15 protein-coding genes and 1 pseudogene are annotated in these 18,176 nt (G+C 71.7%); 7 read left to right on the forward strand and 9 right to left on the reverse strand.

All coding sequences use genetic code 11. From position 1 onward, the window contains the following. Nucleotides 1-161: 161 nt before the first annotated feature. From PV963_RS42470 to PV963_RS42490, 5 genes are all read right to left on the reverse strand, one after another. Complete coding sequence (locus PV963_RS42470; protein ID WP_274821761.1) at nt 162-1,169, reverse strand: MASE1 domain-containing protein; 1,008 nt, start codon at nt 1,167-1,169, stop codon at nt 162-164. A gap of 51 nt (nt 1,170-1,220) precedes the next feature. Next, entirely contained in the window at nt 1,221-2,051 is an 831-nt protein-coding gene (locus tag PV963_RS42475; protein WP_274821762.1) for a PP2C family protein-serine/threonine phosphatase, read from the reverse strand. 122 nt (nt 2,052-2,173) lie between these two features. After that, nucleotides 2,174-2,977 (reverse strand): DUF817 domain-containing protein, encoded by an 804-nt coding sequence (locus tag PV963_RS42480; protein ID WP_274821763.1) that lies wholly within the window; start codon nt 2,975-2,977, stop codon nt 2,174-2,176. 27 nt (nt 2,978-3,004) lie between these two features. Next, on the reverse strand, nt 3,005-3,625 hold the full coding sequence (locus tag PV963_RS42485; RefSeq protein WP_274821764.1) for a hypothetical protein: 621 nt from the start codon (nt 3,623-3,625) through the stop codon (nt 3,005-3,007). Between the two features lie 20 nt (nt 3,626-3,645). Continuing rightward, a complete protein-coding gene (locus PV963_RS42490; protein WP_274821765.1) occupies nt 3,646-4,644 on the reverse strand; it encodes an inorganic phosphate transporter in 999 nt (332 codons plus the stop codon). Nucleotides 4,645-4,793: 149 nt separating this feature from the next. Between PV963_RS42490 and PV963_RS42495 the strand changes: the two genes are divergently transcribed. Beyond that, complete coding sequence (locus tag PV963_RS42495; protein WP_274821766.1) at nt 4,794-5,393, forward strand: DUF998 domain-containing protein; 600 nt, start codon at nt 4,794-4,796, stop codon at nt 5,391-5,393. 33 nt (nt 5,394-5,426) lie between these two features. Here PV963_RS42495 and PV963_RS42500 read toward each other — a convergent pair whose 3' ends face one another. Next, complete coding sequence (locus PV963_RS42500; RefSeq protein ID WP_274821767.1) at nt 5,427-6,128, reverse strand: acetoacetate decarboxylase family protein; 702 nt, start codon at nt 6,126-6,128, stop codon at nt 5,427-5,429. 77 nt (nt 6,129-6,205) lie between these two features. Here PV963_RS42500 and PV963_RS42505 point away from each other — a divergent pair. The 4 genes and pseudogenes from PV963_RS42505 to PV963_RS42520 form a co-directional block, all read left to right on the forward strand. After that, nucleotides 6,206-6,743, forward strand: a pseudogene (locus PV963_RS42505) (AAA family ATPase); the annotation flags it as partial. A 199-nt stretch (nt 6,744-6,942) separates the two neighbouring features. After that, nucleotides 6,943-9,192, forward strand: coding sequence for a telomere-associated protein Tap (tap, locus tag PV963_RS42510; RefSeq protein ID WP_274821768.1), 2,250 nt, complete (start codon nt 6,943-6,945; stop codon nt 9,190-9,192). Between the two features lie 12 nt (nt 9,193-9,204). Next, nucleotides 9,205-9,759, forward strand: a complete 555-nt coding sequence (gene tpg, locus PV963_RS42515) for a telomere-protecting terminal protein Tpg (RefSeq protein WP_274821769.1) — start codon at nt 9,205-9,207, stop codon at nt 9,757-9,759. 77 nt (nt 9,760-9,836) lie between these two features. Further along, nucleotides 9,837-10,703: an alpha/beta fold hydrolase gene (locus tag PV963_RS42520; RefSeq protein ID WP_274821770.1), complete on the forward strand. Its 867-nt coding sequence runs from the start codon at nt 9,837-9,839 to the stop codon at nt 10,701-10,703. A 19-nt stretch (nt 10,704-10,722) separates the two neighbouring features. On the opposite strand, the gene PV963_RS42525 is transcribed toward PV963_RS42520, so the two are convergent. Continuing rightward, entirely contained in the window at nt 10,723-11,727 is a 1,005-nt protein-coding gene (locus PV963_RS42525; RefSeq protein WP_425541054.1) for a phosphotransferase enzyme family protein, read from the reverse strand. A gap of 142 nt (nt 11,728-11,869) precedes the next feature. On the opposite strand from PV963_RS42525, the gene PV963_RS42530 reads away from it, so the two are divergent. Both PV963_RS42530 and PV963_RS42535 read left to right on the forward strand, forming a co-directional pair. Then, nucleotides 11,870-12,712, forward strand: coding sequence for a phosphotransferase enzyme family protein (locus tag PV963_RS42530; protein ID WP_274821772.1), 843 nt, complete (start codon nt 11,870-11,872; stop codon nt 12,710-12,712). A gap of 205 nt (nt 12,713-12,917) precedes the next feature. Then, nucleotides 12,918-13,271: a hypothetical protein gene (locus tag PV963_RS42535; protein WP_274821773.1), complete on the forward strand. Its 354-nt coding sequence runs from the start codon at nt 12,918-12,920 to the stop codon at nt 13,269-13,271. A 98-nt stretch (nt 13,272-13,369) separates the two neighbouring features. On the opposite strand, the gene PV963_RS42540 is transcribed toward PV963_RS42535, so the two are convergent. After that, nucleotides 13,370-16,306 carry a hypothetical protein gene (locus PV963_RS42540; protein ID WP_274821774.1) on the reverse strand — a complete coding sequence of 979 codons (2,937 nt, stop codon included), beginning with the start codon at nt 16,304-16,306 and terminating at the stop codon, nt 13,370-13,372. 2 nt (nt 16,307-16,308) lie between these two features. Next, a complete protein-coding gene (locus PV963_RS42545; protein ID WP_274821775.1) occupies nt 16,309-18,174 on the reverse strand; it encodes an HSP90 family protein in 1,866 nt (621 codons plus the stop codon). Between the last annotated feature and the right edge of the window lie 2 nt (nt 18,175-18,176).

The following is an 18,176-nucleotide window of genomic DNA, read 5'->3' on the forward strand; positions in this document are numbered from 1 at the left end:
CGCCGCGTTCCGGTGGACGGGCCGGGGGAGGGGCCGTCCACCGTCCGCCCGGCCAGCCGGTGCGCGGGCGACACCAGCAGTTGCGGCACCTCCACCTCGGTCATGGCGTCAACCGTAGGCCTCGGCCATCACCGCCCGGCGGGCCCGTTCGTGGCGTACGGTCACTCGTCCTGCCGCCCGAGCCCGCCGTCCTCCAGAGGGGCCCGGCCGTCCGCCGACTCGCCCGCGGTGAGGTGCTCCAGGACCTCGACCAGTTCCTGGCACGCGCGCTCCACCGAACGCCGGGTGTTGATCTGCTCGGTGATCACGGCCGACAGGATCAGGGCCGTCAGGGCCATCGCCCCGTTGAACGCCTGGAGCTTGATCATCACCTCCACCCGGGTCAGCTGCTCGAACGGCCCGGCCCCGTCGGTCGCCGCCACCGTGGCCATGATCGACGCGAAGAGGGCGCACAGCATGCTGCCGGCCAGCTGGAAGCGCAGAGCCGCCCAGATCAGCAGGGGATAGGTGAGGAAGAGCAGATTGGCCGGGGCGTACGCGGCCAGCGGAACGACACAGGAGATGATCAGCGCCAGACCCGAGGCCTCCTTCCAGCGCGACAGTCGCAGCGGCGGGCGGACACGGGACAGCAGGAGCAGCACCGGGGTGACGATCAGCACGCCCATCGCGTCGCCCACCCACCAGGCCAGCCACACGGCCCAGAAGCTCGCCCAGTCGGGCTTGCCCGTGACGAGCAGGAGACCGGCGCCCACGGTCGAGCTGATCAGCATGGCGGTGAACGCGCCCAGGAACACCAGGGCGAGCCCGTCCCGCAAGCGCGCCAGATCGGTACGGAAACCGGCCCGGCGCAGCAGTAGGTACCCCACGACGGGTGCGACCGTGTTGCCCGCCAGGACGCCGAACGCCGAGGGGCTCAGGGAGGTGAGGGACAGGATGACGAGGAAGGCGCCCAGGGCGATCCCCGGCCAGCAGCGCAGCCCGAAGATCAGCAGGAAGGCGACCGAGACGCCGGTGGGAGGCCAGATGGGGGTGACGACCGAGCCGTCGACGACCAGTTCCCGCAGCAGGCCCAGCTGCCCCGAGACGTAGTAGCAGGCGGCGACGGCCAGCGTCTGCAGAGCGACGACGACCGGCGTACGCAGATCCCGGCTACCCACCACAGCAGCCATGAGACACCGAGGCCGCCGCGACGGCGAGGTGAGAGCGCGGGCCCTGCGGCCCTATGGCTGAGCCCCCGGCCCGTCGAGGCCGACCACCAGCACGGCGGCGTCGTCGTCGTGCCCCACTCGCTCGGCACCCTTGATCAGGGCTGCCGCGAGCGCGTCCACGTCCATGCCCGCCACGGCCGCGATGCCCGCGAGCCGCATCACCTGGTCGAGGCCCTCCTCGAGCGGCAACGAGGGCCCCTCCACGACACCGTCCGTGAGCAGCACGAACACGCCACCCGTGGTCAGCTCGTACCGCGTCACCGGATACGACGTCCCCGCCTGGATCCCCAGGGGCGGCCCGCCCTCGTCCGCGGTGACACCGGACTTCCCGTCGGCCGTGGCCCAGACGCAGGGCAGGTGCCCGGCCCGCGCGCTCTCCAGCACGCCGGCACACGGGTCGAGTCGCATGAAGGTGCAGGTGGCGAACAGGTCGGAGCCCAGGGACAGCAGCAGATCGTTGGTCCGGGCCAGGACCTCGCCCGGATCGCTGGTGACCGAGGCCACGGCCCGCAGCCCGGCCCGCACCTGCCCCATGAAGGCGGCCGCCTCGATGTTGTGGCCCTGGACGTCACCGATGGACAGACCGATCCGGCCGTCGCCCAGCGTGAAGGCGTCGTACCAGTCGCCGCCCACGTTGAGCCCCTGGTACGCGGGCGCGTACCGCACGGCGAGATGCAGCCGGTCGGCGACGGGCAGGTCGCGCGGGAGCATGCCGCGCTGCAGCGCGATGGCCAGCTCGACCCGCGAGCGCTGCATCTCGGCCTGCGCACGCGCCTGGGCCGTCAGGGTTCCGAGCCTGGTCAGCAGCTCGTCGCCGTCGTCCGTCGTGCCGGTGCGGGACATTGATCACTCCGGCGAGGATGGCCACGGTCGGTGACGACCCTCGAAGGCAAATCACCCAATTTATTTCCATAGGATGATACGTGGCACAAGGCTCGGCGACGACTCGCACTCTCCGTGCCCCGTCACCGCACCGGTCGCTGCCCCTCACGGTCCGAGCGCCGCCCGACCGCCGCCAGGACGAAGGTGACGCTGATCAGCAACGCCCAGGCACCGAACTTCTCCACGCCCACCGGCTCCCAGCCGTGCTCCTGGTACGGGTAGCGCCAGGCACCGACGAAGGTGGCGAGATTCTCCGCCACCCACAGGAAGAACCCGATCAGGACGAACGACAGCGCGAGCGGCATCCGCCGGCGCACACCCCGCACCGTGAAACACACCGTCGTCCCCGCGGTGACGGCCAGCAGCAGTCCCGCCAGCACCCAGCGCGCGTCGGGCAGCCAGTGATGACTGAAGAAGTTGACGTAGACGGCCGCGGCCACCACCGCCGTCGCCCGCGGGCGGTAGCGCACGAGCGCGAGATCGAAAAGGCTCCAGGCCCGGCACACGTAGCTGCCGACAGCCGCGTACAGAAACCCGCCGTACAGCGGAACACCGGCGAACTTCAGCACGCCCGGCTCCGGATAGCTCCATGAGCCCAACGACACCTTCACCAGCTCGAAGGCCAGCCCGATGACGTGACAGACCGCGATGACGGCGACGTCCCGCCCGTTCTCCCAACCGCGCAGCCAGAACACCAGCGTGAGCAGCACGCCGTAGACCACCAGCAGGTCGTAGCGCGCCACGGGGAGGTCGGGCAGCAGGGCGGACACGGCCACGCCGGACAGCAGCGCGATGGCGAAGGCGCACGCCCGGGTCTGCGTCCAGGCGAAGTCGAGCAACTGCCGAACCGGCGCGGCCCAGGGGCCGGGGAAGCTTGTAGGGATCATGGTGCCCTGTAGGACGGGCCGGCGCGCCTACCGGTTGCAGCGACCTTCCACAGTCGGTACCCGCCCGCCCCGGGCTACGCCGCCCCGGGCTTCGGCCACGGCCTTCCGCAGCAGCAGGGCAAGACGCCGATCCGTGTCGGGCGCGGCGCACACCACCCGGAGGGCGTGTTCGAGGCGCCGCCGCCCCGGGCCACGCCACCACAGCAGATCGGCGATACGCCCCGGCAGGCCGCCCGCACGGACGTGAGTCAGCCGCTCGCCCCGCCGACGGCACGCGCGGCCGTGCCGCGCCAGACGCCGGGAAGCGGGACGCAGCACGCGCGCCGCGTCCACGACCGTGCCGACGAGCAGCGGCGCATACGCCCGGTCTGCGGGACGGGCGTCGGCGAGCTCGGCGGCCAGCGGCCACAGGGCCTGCCGGGTGGCGTCACCGACGCTGTCGTTGACCACGCGGGCCAGAGCCGCGAGCGCCGGATGCGTACCGGCCGGACTGTCGGTGAACCGGCCACCGGCCAGCAGGGCGGCGGCCTCCATCAGACAGGCACCGTCGTCGGGGTGCAGATGCGCGAAACGCCCAGGTACCGGAAGGCCGTCCGGAGGTCCGGCAGGGGACTGCCGGTTCGGCGGGTTCGGCGGAAAGGCGATCATGTGAGGCCTCCGGACTGGGATCACAGACCGGTGACGGCGTGCAGGACGAGGTAGATCGCGGCGGCGGGAATCCCGGCGCCGAAGAACGTGAGCACCCAGGCGGTGACGATCGAGCGGGCCACCTGCCAGCGTACGGCCGAGGCGCGCCGGGTGGCACCGGCACCCAGGATGGCCGCGGTGATCGTCTGCGTGGTGGAGATCGGCGCCTTCAGCAGGAACGCGGTGGTGTAGAGGACGGCCGCGGCAGCGGTCTCGGCGGCGAACCCGCGCGGCGGATCGAGGTGCACGATGCGCCTGCCGAGGGTGGTGATGATGCGACGCCCGCCGCTGTAGGTGCCGGCGGCCATGGCCGCCGCCACGGCGGCGATCACCCACAGCGGAACCGAGAAGTCGTCCTGCCAGCCCGCCGTGACCAGCGCGAGCACGATGACCCCCATGGTCTTCTGCGCGTCCTGCAACCCGTGCCCCAGCCCCATCGCGGCGGCGGAGACGGTCTGTGCCATACGGAACCGGCGCGTGGTCCGCCGGGGCGTCGAACGGCGGAACAGCCACAGGATGGCCACGTGCAGCACATAGCCGAGAGCCACGCCGACCAGCGGGGAGAGCAGCATCGGCAGGACGACCTTGTCCACGATCCCGGACCAGTGCACGGTGGCCGAGGCGGCGAGCGCGGCACCGACCAGCCCGCCGATCAGCGCGTGCGAGGACGAGGTCGGCAGCCCGCGCCACCAGGTGAACACGTTCCACCCGATGGCCCCGAGGAGCGCGCACATGACCAGCAGCAGACCCGAGTCGTCCTCGGGCGCGGCGATGATGCCGCTGCCGACGGTCTGGGCGACCTCGGTCCCGAGGAAGGCGCCGAAGAAGTTCATCACCGCGGCCATGGTCAGCGCCGCGCGCGGCGTCAGGGCCCTGGTGGAGATCGAGGTGGCGATCGCGTTCGCGGCGTCGTGGAAGCCGTTGGTGAAGTCGAACGTCAGCCCCACGATGATGATCAGCACCACCAGAGTGAGCTCCATGACCGATCACCTTTCCGCGGGCAGAGCGCCGGACCGCCACAGGCGCCGTCGGCGCACGGGTCCATCGTGCCGCGAAACCCTCGGACGGACCCGCCCGAAGCGGCGGTAGTGGGACGAGAGGAGCGGGTAGGCCGTTTTACGGTGTCCTGGTGCGATCTGTTCCGAAATGGGTCCTGCTGTCGTCGGCGTGCGCCCCTGCCGTGTTGATCATCGGCTGGATGGTGGCGGCGGCACTGCGAGGCCCCGTCTACGACCCCGCCGCTCAGACCATCAGCGTCCTGGCGGCCCCCGGAGGCTCCGGCTACTGGGTGATGACGGGCGCGTTCATCGCCCTGGGCGCCTGTCACCTGCTCACCGCCTGGGGGCTGCGCCCTGCCGCGCCCCCCGGCCGGGTGGCACTGGCGGCCGGGGGAGTGTCCGCCCTGGTGGTGGCCCTGGTCCCGGCGCCGAGCAGCGGCGGCTCCCTGAGCCACGGCTCGGTCGCCGTCGTCGGGTTCACCGTCCTGGCGGCATGGCCCGTCCTGGCCATCCGAACCGGCGACAGCGTCCCATGGGCCCTGCGGCCCTTACCCTCCCTGGGAGCCACCGTGGTGATGGCGGTGGGCGCGGCATGGTTCCTGCTCGAGCTGCATCTTCACGGCGTCGCCGGTGTGGCCGAACGCGCGGTCACGACACTCCAGTCGGTCTGGCCCTTCGTGGTAGCTCTCTCCTGCCTGCGCCACGCCGCACGCGAGGCGCCCACGAGGTGACGGCCCGGGACACCTGCGGAGCGATCGAGTCCGTCACCGTGACCTGCCCTCGGCGCTGCCGACGGTCATACGGAAGCCGCGCACGGAAGCCGCCAGCAGTGCTCTCCGGCCGTGCAGACAGTCGAGCGGGCCGCCGGGCTCGGCCACCAGCCGGGCTCGCCCCAGACGGAGGCGGCCCGACAGTGTCAACGGCACCTCGCACACACCGTGCACGGGATGTGACTGCACCAGCCGGCTGCGTACCGGAAGACGTCCCGGCAAGGGCAGCAGATCCTGGTGGAGGCCCATCACCGACGGGCCCGCGTCCCCGACAGGCTCGCGCTGCCCCACGGACATGCGTGCACGCATCGTGCCCGGGCCCGGCCCGCGCCTGCCCGCTCGCGATGTCGGTGTCGTGTCGCCGAAGACGAAGTCCCCACGCTGCTTGGGAATGCCCCACAACGTCCGGCCACCGACGAGCGAGCGCTCGTCGTCCACCCACACCTCCACAGCGCATGCCGCCGGCCCCCGCCCGTCACGCACCGCCAACGCCACCAGCAGCTCCCGGTAGGCCAGCGTGCCGCCGGGCCGGTAGTCCACCCAGAACGTCACCAAGGCGCACCGCCGTCCCACCCTGACCGGTCGCACCCCGGCGGGAAGCGGCCAACCGGGCAGCTCCTGCCGCGGCACGAGCCACAGTCCGACGAACATGTCGCCCCGCAGCTGCCACGGCTCCGGGGGAAAGGGTTCGGTCACGGGTTGCCTTCCACCTTGCGCTGCCGACCACGAGAACACGGTAGCCCTGGGTCCTTCGGCGGAAATGCGGAACGACGATGTCACCGACCGTCGGTACGGTGACCGCCGTGAAGGTGGGCAGCGAAGAAACCCGGCTGGTCGTCCTGCGCGGCAACAGCGCCTCGGGCAAGTCGTCCGTCGCAGCCGGTCTGCGCGAGAAGTTCGGCCGTGGCCTGGCCCTGGTCGCCCAGGACAACCTCCGCCGCGTCGTACTGCGCGAACACGACGTGCCCGGTGCCGCGAACATCGGTCTCATCGACACCGTGGCGCGCTACGCCCTGGACGCCGGGTTCCATGTCGTCGTCGAAGGCATCCTCTACGCCGACCGCTACGGCGACATGCTCGGCCGGCTGCGCGCCGACCACCGCGGCCCGACCCACCACTACTACCTGGACGTACCGTTCGACGAAACCCTGGCCCGGCATGCCACCAAGCCGATCGCCGACGAAGTGGACGAGACACAACTGCGCGACTGGTACCGGCCGCTCGATCTGCTGCCCGACGGAGTAGAGACGGTCATCGGCGCCGACAGCACTCGCAGCGGCCATCGACCGCATCACGCACGACACGGGCCTGTGCCGTCAGGCGCGGCAGCGCAGCATCTCCAGTGGGGGATCGGCGCGGAAGTCCGCCCAGCAGTCCGCATCGAACTCGCTGCGCAGACAATCCTCGTAGACCTCGATACTGCGCAAGACGGCCACAAGCACGCTGTACGTACGCGCTTGGTACGCGAAACCTACGCTTCACGCTAGGCTCGCGGATCAGGAGGTGCCCCATGTCCGAGCTGTTCGACGCGGTCGACGCCCTGGTCGCGTCCCGCTCCCCGCTGCCGCCCCCGGCGGAACGCAAGCGGCTGCGCCAGGCCCACGGCCTGACGCTGGACGAGGTGGCCGCCGCTCTGCAAGTGCGGCGCGCGACGGTCAGCGGCTGGGAGGCCGGCAAGACCGAACCGCGCCCGCCGGAGCGCGACGCGTACGCCCGCCTGCTGAAGCAGCTCGCCCAGCTCTACCCCGCCACCAACGCCGCGGCCCCTCCGAAGGACACGTCGGTTCCCGAGACACCTGCCACCCCTGCCCCTGCCGCGCCGGCGTCATCGGCAGCTGAACCGCCCAAAGTCCGCACACGACCCACAGGCCCGGCCCCGGAGGCTGCTCCCGGGAACGCCGCACCGCGCCCCACCGGCCCTGCCGCCGTGCCGCGTCCGGCGGCCGCGACGACCAGGCCGACGTCGACGACGCGCCGCCCCGGCACGAAGAAGGCAGCCCCTGCGAACACCCCGACGACCGAAGCCGACCCGCGGTTCGCGAACGGGCCGCTGCTCGTCATCGACGCCGACGACGACTCCCAGGTGACCGGCTACGGCATCGGCGGCCTGGTCCTCGACGTGCCCGCCAAGTCGCTTCCCGCGCTGGTGGAGTGGACGCTGAAGGAGGCGCAGCTCGGGGCGGGGCGGCTGCACGGCTCCGGCAAGGACGCCGACCCGCTGCTCGTGCTCACCGAGGCCGCGTGCGAGCGATACGGACTCCCGCTGGAGCTGTCGGACGCCGAGCGGCTCGCCGGACGCCTCCCCGACGGCCACAAGATCCTCAGGCAGCTCGACCGGGCCGACTGGCAGCTGACCAGGCGAGGTTTCGGGCCGTGGGCGCGGATCTACCGCCCCGCCCAGGGCCGTCAGCGCCAGTGCGTGCAGTTGTGCATCCCGTCGTGGAACGCGCTCGACGCCCGCACCTGGGGCCACGCCGCGCGGCTCGAGCCGGCGGAACTCGCCCGCGTGCTGGGTACCTACGCGGCCCGGGTGATGACGCCGCGCGGCTCGACGGCCGTCACCGGCCTGGAGCTGATGACCGCCCTCAACCCGCCGACCCGGGCGAGCGAGGCGGACGAGACGGGGAAACGGCACAAGGAACACCGGCCCGGCTCGCTGGGCGAGCACCCGATCGACTGCGCACCGTGCGAGGCTCCGGACGGGCACCCACTGCTCGCCGGCCTGCCCCGCTTCCACCAGCGGGGCCCGGCCGAGATGCTGTTCGAGGAGGCGTACGACTGGGCGCGCGAGCTCACCGATGCCGAATGCATGCGGCGGTACCTGGTCGGCATCGACGTCAACCTCGCCTTCGGCGCTGCCGCCAACGGTGCCGTCGTCGGCCTGGCGACGCCGCCCGTGCACGTCACCAACCCCGTCTTCGACCCGACGCTGCCCGGGGCATGGCTCGTCGACCTCTCCCACGTCGACCTCTCCAACGTCCTGGTCGGCAAGGAGTGGCGCCGGCTGGAGAGCGCGTTGCTGCCCAGCCCGTTCACGCCCACCGGCGAGCGCCCGCAGGGCCCGGCCTGGTACGCGACTCCGACGGTGGCGTACGCGGTGGAGCTCGGCTACGACATCGCCCCGACCGAGGCCTGGGTGAGGCAGGACAAGGGCAGGTTCCTGGACGGCTGGTACAAGCGGCTGCGTGACGCCTACGTCGACACCATGGCGGACCTCGGGGTGGGCGAGAAGCTGCGCACCCCGGAGTTCCTGAAGGCGATGGACGGCTACAAGCAGCGCGACCCGGAGATGGCGATCGTCCTGGACGCGATCAAGTCCACGGTCAAGGGCGGCATCGGCAAACTGCGCGAACGGGCACATGGCGGCGGCTGGAAGCCCGGACAACCCTGGCCCGCCCTCGCCCGCCCGACGTGGCGGCCCGACATCCGCGCCGCCGTCATCTCCCGGGCCCGGATCAACATGCACCGCAAGATGCTCAATCTGGCCGCGGCAACCGGCCGATATCCGGTGGCGGTCCTGTCGGACTGCGCCGTCTACGCCGCCGACGGCCCCAGCCCGCTCCACGTCCTGCCGTACGACGCCGACGGCAAGACGGTGCCCGGCAGCTTCCGGCTCGGGGTGTCGCCGGGCATGGTCAAGCACGAGGGCACCCAGACCACCTTGTGGGCCGAAGCAGTGCGTGAGCAACACGGCCAGGTCCTCAACCTCGCCCGCTACATCAAGACCGGTGAGGTCACAGCCAAGGACGACGGAGAATAGGGGAGCGAGCCGATGGACACGGTCGGGGACGGTCTCGACGCCGCGCTGCGGAAGGCGTTCACGCGCCCGATCCCCAAGAGCGCGGGCGCGCAGATGCGCTACCTGGTCAGGCAGCTCAAGGGCACCAGGCCGGTGGCCGAGTTGCTCGGCGTCACCCAGCGCACCGTCGAACGGTATGTGAAGGACCAGATCAAAAAGCCCCGTGCCGACCTCGCGCAGCGCATGGAGCGCGAGGTCACAGCGCGGTGGCAGCCCCAGATCCGGGCCAGGGCCAGACAAACGGCGGCCACCACCGACGGCATCGTCATCGACACCCGCGCCCGGTTCGGTTACACCGCCGCCCCCGGCACCACCGACGACGCCCGGCTGCGCCATCTCACCGTCGCTCTGCCTCCGCAGTACGCCGCCCGCCTCTTCGAGACCAAGGAATCAGGCGGCACGGAACAGCAACTGCGCGACATCGCGGCCGAGGCGCTGGGCGAGGTGTACTTCCGCGACAACGGCCGCCGCGCCCACGGCCTGGAAGTCGAGTTCACCGACGTGGAGCACCTCGAGTTCGACCTCTGACCGTCGACGCCCTTCGCGCTCACGGAGACCTTTAATCCGGTGCTCGACACGCTGTGTGCCCTCTACAGTGAAGCCCGATGACACTCCTACATGTCCATGACTATGGGGGCGACGGCCCTCAACTGGTTCTGCTGCACGGCTTCTCACGGTCGCTCACCGACTGGGACGCCGCCGCCACCCTCCTCACCGCCGGGCATCGCGTCCTGTCCGTCGACCTCCCCGGCCACGGTCGCTCTCCCGACATCTCCCCCTGGACCATGCCCACCGTGGTGCGGCACATCGCGGACACGCTCGACGCGCATGGCGTGCCCGAGGCCGTCGTCGTGGGCCATTCCCTCGGCGGAATGGTCGCGGTGGAGTACGCCCGGGCGAACCCGAACCACGCCCGCGCCAGTGCCGCCGTGAATCTCGACGGCTTCTGGTGGGGACGCGAGTACCCCGGCGCCGACCGGGTGAGTGAGGCGCTGCTGGCGTCGGCCGGGGCCATCGCGCCGCCCGAGTACGTCGAGGAGAAGGTCCTCCACGCCGCCCGGCTCGGCATTCCCGCCGACCGTGCGGAGGCCGCTGCCCGCGCGGCCGCACGCCCCTTGCCCGACGGCAAGTGGCAGACGCTGCCGGAACGGGCGACGGCACTGGAGATCCGGGACGAACTCCAAAAGCTCGGCGCGCTCGGTGTCACCGCATGGCTGGACGGGGCCGACTGCCCGCTGCTGCTGGTACAGGCCGGGCGACGGGTGCCGCCGACGCCCGGCATGGAGTGGTTCGACGATTTCAGCACCCGGTTCGCACAAGAGGTCTCCGGCGAACTGGCCGCGCTCTCCCGCACCCGGCCGACGATCACCGTCACCAGGATCGACGCCACCCACCCCATGAACCTGGAGGCTCCGGAAGCGGTGGCGACGCTGGTCGCCGACTTCGTTCGAGGACTGCCTCAACCGTCGTAACAGCAGCCGTTGAACATCTCTAGCGGATCCCTCGGCCCACTTCCTGGCCGATGTCGATCACGAGTTGCCGATGTGTGCGGGCCATGTCGGTCAGATCGTTGCGCAGTTCGGACAGCCAATCCGGTTCCTGCCGGGCGGGTTCGCCCAGCGCGCGGGTGATGCGCACCAGAGAAGCCGCGGCATGCAGACCGGCGAACAGCTGCAGGCGCCCCAAGTCCTCATCGTCGAACGGGCGCACGCTGCGGTAGCCGTCGAGGAAGGCGTCGAACCGCGCCCGGTGCCCGGTAGCGGGCCGGCCGGTGTGGTCGGTCAGGTCGCGCACGGCATAGGCGATGTCGGCGGCATACCAGGAGAGGGCGGCCTCGTCGAAGTCATAGGCGATCGGGCCGCCCTCCTCCCAGGCCATGTTGTCCAACTCGAAGTCACCGTGCACCACACCCCAGCGGTCCTGACACCGCGGCAGTTCGCTCATCACGTCGGCGAGCCGCGCCGTCGCCTCGACCAACTCGGCGTCATCGGCGAACCGTTCACCGATATCCGCAAGTTCGCCGAAGGATTCGGGAAGCCCCGCATCGAGCCCGGCGGCATCGCGGTGCAGACGTGCCAGTGCCTCCCCCCACTGCCAGGCCCGCGATTCCGTGAGGTCACTGACGTCGACTTCCGCGCCGGGCGCCGGTTCGACCACCATGGCGTGCATGGCACCGAGACCGGTCGCCACGGTCATGGTCAGTGCCCCGGACTCGGCGGCGACCGGCCGCACCACCGTCGAGCCGCCGTCGCTGAGCCGTGTCATCAACTCAGCCACCACAGCGACGAACTTCGGTCCGCGATACGAGCCGGGCACGAACCGCAAATAACGACGTCGGCCCCTGTCCGGGAGCACGAACACATGCGAGGCACTGGAGCGCCACCACTTGGCAGTGCCGGCCGGGTAACCCCACCGGGCGGCGACCTGGTCGGCGATCGGGCTGTCCCATGCTTCGGACACGGTCTGCTTCAGTCGATCGATCTCAGTCAACGGCATCATCGCGAGCCAGCCTTGATCACGCAGCCGACAGCCACAAGCCGTTTTTCCGAAGGCCCGTCGCTGTACCGCGGCCCTCTACCGACAGCTTGGTATGGTGCGCGGGTTGTGGCAGCGCTCAAGGGAGAGGGGCCCGGCGACTATGCAGGCGGCAGAGGTCTCGCGTGCGGTGGCCGCGGCCAGGTCGACCGCCTCATCACTCGACCTGAGAGCCGACGACGCGATCGTTCTTCATGACTCGAACAAGCTCACTCTGCGTCTGCTGCCCTGTGACGTCCTGGCCCGGGTGGCACCCGTAGCGGATCAGGTCGCACAGTTCGAAGTCGAGCTCGCTCAGCGGCTCGCCGAATCCGGGTGCCCTGTGGCTGCTCTCGAGCCCCGAGTGGAGCCACGCGTCCATGAGCGTGAGGGCTTCGTGGTCACGCTATGGACCTACTACGAACCCGTGACACCCCGAGAGGTCCCACCAGCCGACTACGCCCATGCGCTCGAGCGGCTGCATGCCGGCATGCGCAAGCTCGATGTCCCGACGCCCCACTTCACGGACCGAGTCGAGCAGGCTCAGCAACTCGTGGCGGACCGCGACCGCACTCCGGCGCTCGCCGAGGCGGACCGGGAGCTGCTCCGCGACACGTTGCGAAGCCTGAGACGAGTGATCGGCGAGCGCGGCGGCGCCGAACAGCTGCTGCACGGCGAGCCGCACCCGGGCAACGTGCTCACCACGAACAACGGGCTGCTGTTCATCGACCTTGAGACGTGTTGCCGTGGGCCCGTCGAATTCGACCTCGCCCATGCGCCCGAAGAAGTCGGCGAGCACTACCCGGGTGTCGATCAGGACTTGCTGCGCGAGTGCCGGATCCTCGTGCTGGCGATGATCACAGCGTGGCGCTGGGATCGAGACGACCAGCTCCCGGACGGGCGCCGGCTGGGCACGGAGTGGCTCAGCCAGATCCGAGCAGCACTCGATCGCGACGGTTCGGATTAGGCTCTCGGCGCCATCCGAAATGTACGCCGCAGGCGAACATCTGGGCATGTGCCCGAATAGGAACCGTATTCAGGCTGCCGCAGATCGAGGTGTAACACGGCGGTGCTCGCGCGGCGCAGAAGTAGGCAGAAACGGGCCAGTGAGGCTGAATCTCGCTGCCCGGGCGAACCCTGCAAACATCGCACGCGCGAGATTGGAATTTTCTGTGAACAACACCGACCCGGTTTCCGGATATCAGGCCTACGACCAGCCCCCGGGGCCTGCCCGCCCTGACCGTAACCAGGCCGCCGCACGACGGGTAGCTCTTGCCACCTGCACGATCGCCGACGTAGCGGCCGGACTGCTGGGTCTGTGGATCGTGCTCTACCTGCTCGACGCCAATCAGGCGAATCCGTTCGTCGAGTTCGTCCACGGAATGGCGGACTGGCTGTCCGGATGGGCACAGGACATTTTCACGATGGACACCGAGGGTCTACGCGTTGTCCTCAATTATGGTCTCCCGGCGGTCATCTATTTGCTGATCGGCCACGGAATCGCTGCCCGGCTCAACCGGGCCTGATGGCATTACCGGCCGGTTCAGTCCGCGGCGTGGGTGTGGGAAAGGCGGCACCCACCGGTGCCGAGGCGACAGCCCGCCCCGGCACCGGGGACGCCGTGTCACTCCTCGTCGCGCAGCCGGGCCGCCAAGGACGTCAGCGACTCCGTCTCGTCGGTGTGGCCCAGAGCGGTGAGGCGGGAGACCGCCGCGTCGAGGCGGGTGAGGGCGGGGGCGGGGCGCTCCAGGTAGATGCCCTCCACGGCACCCGCGAGACGGACGCACTCGGCCCACTCCCCGGCGTGCTCCTGCTCCGCTCCCGGCTCGCCGAGCAGGGCGAGGGCCTTCTCCAGGGCGGCCAGGGCGTCCCCGTACGCACCGGCGTAGGCGTTGACCCGCCCGTATTCATAGGCCAGGGCCGAGTCGAGAGAGCGGCCGCGGGTCTCGTACCCGGCAGCGCGGGCCTCGTCGGCGATGCGGCCGGCGTCGGCGAGGAAGGCGAGGGCGTCGGCCAGACCGTCGGGGCCCTGCTGCTGGCTCTGGAGACGGGCGAGTTCGCGCAGGCAGCTGCTGAGCTGCTCGTAGCGCGGGTCCCGGGCGTGGGCGGCGAGTGCCTGGTCCGCGGCCTCACGGGCCGGGCCGAACTCGCCGGACTCGCCGAGAAGTACGGCAGTCTCCGCGGCGATCATGGCGTGGCTTCCCGGGTCGTCGTCCCAGCCGGCCGACTCGGCCGCGAGGGCGACGAACTCCGCAGTGGCGGCCTTGAGGTCGTCCCCCGCGTGCAGCGCGCGGGCGCGGGTCAGGCGCAGTTGAGCGACGAGCCGGTCGTCCAGTTCTCCGGAGACGACGTCCGGTTCGGCCAGCAGGGAGTCGAGCAGTGCGATGCAGTCCTCGACGCGGCCGAGGTCGAGGCTCAGCTGGGCCGCGTTGCTGAAGGTGCAGAACGCGTCGGTCCGGCTGCCGTGGCGAAGGTCCAGCTCCGCGGAGCGCGTCAGGTGCCACAACGCCTCGTCGGGGCGCCCCAGGTACATGCAGGCCTGGGCCAGATCACCGTGGAGGCGGGCGGTGTCGACCGCGTCGGCCGGCCAGTCGGCGGCCAGCCGCAGGCTTTCGGTCAGGTCCGCGTGCGCGGCCTGCGCGTCCTGGAGGCCGAGCTGGAGCCGGCCCCGCAGTCCGAGCGTGCGGGGCAGGTGCCAGGCGGGGCCGTGCGCCTTCAGCCGGTCGAGGAGGGCGTCGATCTCGGTGACCGCGGCGGGCAGATCGCCGGAGAGGGCATACGTACTGGCCCGCAGCAGCATGGCGCCGGAGACCTGCCCGGCGACATCGTGCCGGGTGGCGAATGCGTGCAGCAGGTCCACCTCGGCGAGGACCGGCGCGACGTGCCCCTCGCTCCCCGACGTCTGCAGGCGCAGGCCCAGCGCGGTCGCCCGCAGCCGCAGCAGGCGGGCCTCCTGGTAGGGGGCGAGGCCGGGCGCGTCCTCGTGCAGGCGGACCATGGACGCGTGGGCGGCGGTCAGCGCGGCGGCCTTCGCCTCGGTCGCGTCGGCGGCTCCCTGCGCGGGGACCTCGGCGGCGGCGAGCAGGGCACTGGCACGAGCGAGCGCCGCCTGACCCGGCAGTCCGGCGCCGTCGTACAGGCCCGCGGCCTCCTCGTAGAGGTCGGCGGCGACGGCGAACTCGTCCTTGTCGCCCGCCCGGCTCGCCTCGTCGGCCAGCAGGTCCGCGCGCAGCCGTACGAGCGGGCCCACGGCCGGGTCGTCGGGGTGGGTGTAGTCGCGGGCGGCGACGAGCGTGCGCAGCCGCGCCCAGCAGGCCGGTGCGTCCGGGTGGCCCTGCTCGTCCAACGCCCGTGCCCGGGCCATCAGTTCGGGCAGCGACTCCGGGACGGCCGTGGCCGTCCGGGCGGCGGGTGCGGCAACCGGGGCGGCCGGGGTCACGTCGTCGAGACTGCGGGGGCGCAGGGTCAGTTCCAGCGCGTCCAGGAGCGGGGCACGGTCGAGGCGGGCCCTGCGGCGGTCGGTGTGGGCCGTGGTGCCGTTGCGGGCGTCGAAGCGGGCGGCGAGGTCGTCGGCCCGGCCGCGCACCTCGGCGCGCAGTCCGGCCACCGTCCAGGTGCGGCCCGCGTATCCGGCGGTCGGCAGTTCGCCGTGGCCCAGGAGCTCGACACGCTGGAGGAGGACCTCCACGCCGGTGAGGAAGCCGAGCAGGTCCAGTGGCGAGTCGACCTCGTCGAACAGGCTCCGGTTCTCGGCGAGCAGTTCCAGGCCGCGTGCCTCGTTGCCGGTCAGCGCGCAGAACTCCAGGTGCCGGCCGACCTCCTGGGACATCGATGGGTTACGGCGGCAGCCGCGGTAGCCGACGAGGTGCAGTTCGCGGGCCCGGTCGGTGCGGCCGGTGCGCAGCAGGGGCAACAGCGCGTACGAGACGGAGCGGGCCGGCTCCTCCTGGCAGGACTCCTTCCCGGCCAGGACGGGCTCCCAGGTGCGCAGCGCCCGCTCGTCGTCGCCCGCCACGAGGTGGTACAGGGCGCGCTCGCAGCTCTCGCAGGCCTCGCAGTCGCTGAGCCGGGTGCGGGTGCGGCCCGCCCACAGCTCGTAGGCGGGGGTGGTGTCCTCGCCGATGTGGGCGGCGAGCTGGTACGCCTGGCCGTAGTAGGGCTGCAGGCCGAGGCCGGCCTGCTCGTACCGGTGGCGCATCTCGGTGAGCCACTGGCGCAGGCTGGCCAGCGGTATCTCGGGCAGCTGGCGCAGGGCGTGGGCCACCCACTTGAACCGCCAGAACAGCATGTGACGCAGGCGCTCGTCGAAGACGTCGGGCTGCTCGTCGAAGAGGGTGAGCAGGCGGGCGAAGACGACGGGCGACTTGCGGGGTTCGGAGCCGTAGGTGTACGCCTCCTGGAGTTCGAGCAGCGCGTGGACGAGCGGTGCCGGCTCCGCGAACTGCTCGGCGGCGTCGACCAGTTCCTCGGCGGTGACGGTGCGGGTGCGGCCGTAGGGGCGACGGTCGTTCTCCTTCAGCGCCTGGTACAGCTCGTGGGTGGTCTGGGGTGCGGTCGGCATCGTCAGCTGTCCTTGCGGAGGGCGTGGGCGAGAAGGTCGAGGAAGGAGCGGTTGATGAGGCTCGATTCGGCGGGCCTGAGCGGGCGCCGGGACAGCATCGCGGCCTGCCCGTAGAGGGCTTCGGCGCTGGTGCGGGCCAGCTCGGGCTCGTCGATGGCGACGGCGGCGCGGACCAGCGGGTTGAGCTGGTTGAGGATCAGCTGGGCCCGCGGGGCCTCCTGGCGCAGGGCGCCGAGGATGTCGCCCCACAGGCCGCCCTCCTGCTCACGGGCGAGCTGGGAGCGGGTGCGCTCGTGGCGGGCCTCGCGGCTGTCGACGAGGAGGGCGGGGGCGTTGGCGGGCTGGAAGGTGCGCAGCGCGACGTCGCAGTCGAAGACGGCGAGGGCGTCGCGGGCCAGGGCGAGGTAGGCCGCGGCGGCCAGTTCGGTCTCCCGGTCGACGGGGTCGAGGTGGGCGGTGAGGGTCGCCGGGTCCAGGTCGGCGACACTCGCCTCGGGCCTGATCTCGGGCAGCCGGTGGACCAGCTCACGATCGTAGGTGTAGCCGCCGTTGACGACGCCGAGCCCGGCGGCCGAGGCGATCGCCGCGACCTGCCGGAACTCCTCCACGCTCGACGTCACGAGCACGGTGCGGTGGGTGCGCGCGAACTCGTCGAGGGTGGTGTGCCCGTCGGTGGTCTCGAACGGCAGCCAGGGCAGCAGCATCCGGAGGATCTCGTCGTCGTGCACCGCGAGCGACTTCACGGCCAGGTGGTGGGCCTGGAGGAAACGGGCGAGCAGGTCCGGGTCGCTGGCGGCGGCCCGGGCGATCCACGCGCGCAGCCGCTCGGCGAGGGCGTCGCGGACGGCGGCGAGCGTGTCGTCCTCGTACAGGGACTCGCGGGACGCCGTCGGGCGCAGGCTCTCGGCGTCGACCACGCAGCGGACGAAGAACGCCCACTCGGGCAGGATCTCCTCGGCCTGCTCGGACAGCAGCATGCCCTTGACGTGCACGCGGTGGCCGTGGCGGCGCCCGGCCGGCACCGCCTCGGGCAGCACGCACGCGATGCCCCTCAGGCCCACGGCCGGCAGGTCCAGCTCGATGGTGTCCAGCGGCGTGAAGCCGAAGACCTCCTCGCCGTACGCGGCCAGCGCGCGGGAACGGGCGCCCGGCGTGGGGTACGTACGCGCCCAGGGCGCGGGCTCGGGGTTGACGGACGCCCCCGGGCCGCCCGGACCACCCGAGCCGCCTGTGCCGTCGTCGAAGGTCACCGGGTGGCGCAGCAGGGAGCCGAAGTGCCGGGCCAGCGCGTGCACCTGTGCCGGCCGGGTCCACTCACCCGCGTCGGCGCGCGGCGTCAGCGTGACGGTGGTGCCGGGCCGGGGGCGGGCGGAGGCGGGCAGGGTGCGGACGGTGTAACTGCCGTCGCCGCGCCCCCGCCACTCCACGGCGGGGGCGTCGGGGACGCGGGCGGAGCGGCTCAGGACGTGGATCTCGTCCGCGACCAGGAAGCAGGAGAGCAGGCCGATGCCGAACTGGCCGATGAAGTCCCCGCGCTGCTCGGCGAGCCGCTCGGCACGCTTGCTGCTGCGGCCGATCGTCGCGAGGAAGGTGTGCACGTCGGCCTCGGTGAGACCGACGCCGTCGTCCTCGACGCGTACCACCGAACCGTCGGCGTACAGGCGGATGCCGGGGGACTCGGCGGGTGCGGCCGGTTCGAGGCCGTGCCGGGCGGTCAGCGCGTCCACCGCGTTCTGCATCAGTTCGCGCAGGTAGACCTTGGGACTGGAGTAGAGGTGATGGGAGAGGAGATCGACGAGGCCGCGCAGATCCACCTGGAAGGTGCGGTCGGCGCCGGCCGGGTTCGCTGCGGTGTCGGGCAGAGTCATCG

The sequence above is a fragment of the Streptomyces coeruleorubidus genome (assembly GCF_028885415.1).
Classification (GTDB): domain Bacteria; phylum Actinomycetota; class Actinomycetes; order Streptomycetales; family Streptomycetaceae; genus Streptomyces; species Streptomyces coeruleorubidus_A.

Coding starts and splice junctions, on each gene's coding strand:
- tpg (WP_274821769.1), top strand. CDS start 9,205: ATGGACACGGTCGGGGACGGTCTCGACGCCGCGCTGCGGAAGGCGTTC.
- tap (WP_274821768.1), top strand. CDS start 6,943: ATGTCCGAGCTGTTCGACGCGGTCGACGCCCTGGTCGCGTCCCGCTCC.
- PV963_RS42485 (WP_274821764.1), bottom strand. CDS start 3,625: ATGATCGCCTTTCCGCCGAACCCGCCGAACCGGCAGTCCCCTGCCGGA.
- PV963_RS42530 (WP_274821772.1), top strand. CDS start 11,870: ATGCAGGCGGCAGAGGTCTCGCGTGCGGTGGCCGCGGCCAGGTCGACC.
- PV963_RS42470 (WP_274821761.1), bottom strand. CDS start 1,169: ATGGCTGCTGTGGTGGGTAGCCGGGATCTGCGTACGCCGGTCGTCGTC.
- PV963_RS42490 (WP_274821765.1), bottom strand. CDS start 4,644: ATGGAGCTCACTCTGGTGGTGCTGATCATCATCGTGGGGCTGACGTTC.
- PV963_RS42480 (WP_274821763.1), bottom strand. CDS start 2,977: ATGATCCCTACAAGCTTCCCCGGCCCCTGGGCCGCGCCGGTTCGGCAG.
- PV963_RS42545 (WP_274821775.1), bottom strand. CDS start 18,174: ATGACTCTGCCCGACACCGCAGCGAACCCGGCCGGCGCCGACCGCACC.
- PV963_RS42525 (WP_425541054.1), bottom strand. CDS start 11,727: ATGCCGTTGACTGAGATCGATCGACTGAAGCAGACCGTGTCCGAAGCA.
- PV963_RS42520 (WP_274821770.1), top strand. CDS start 9,837: ATGACACTCCTACATGTCCATGACTATGGGGGCGACGGCCCTCAACTG.
- PV963_RS42540 (WP_274821774.1), bottom strand. CDS start 16,306: ATGCCGACCGCACCCCAGACCACCCACGAGCTGTACCAGGCGCTGAAG.
- PV963_RS42475 (WP_274821762.1), bottom strand. CDS start 2,051: ATGTCCCGCACCGGCACGACGGACGACGGCGACGAGCTGCTGACCAGG.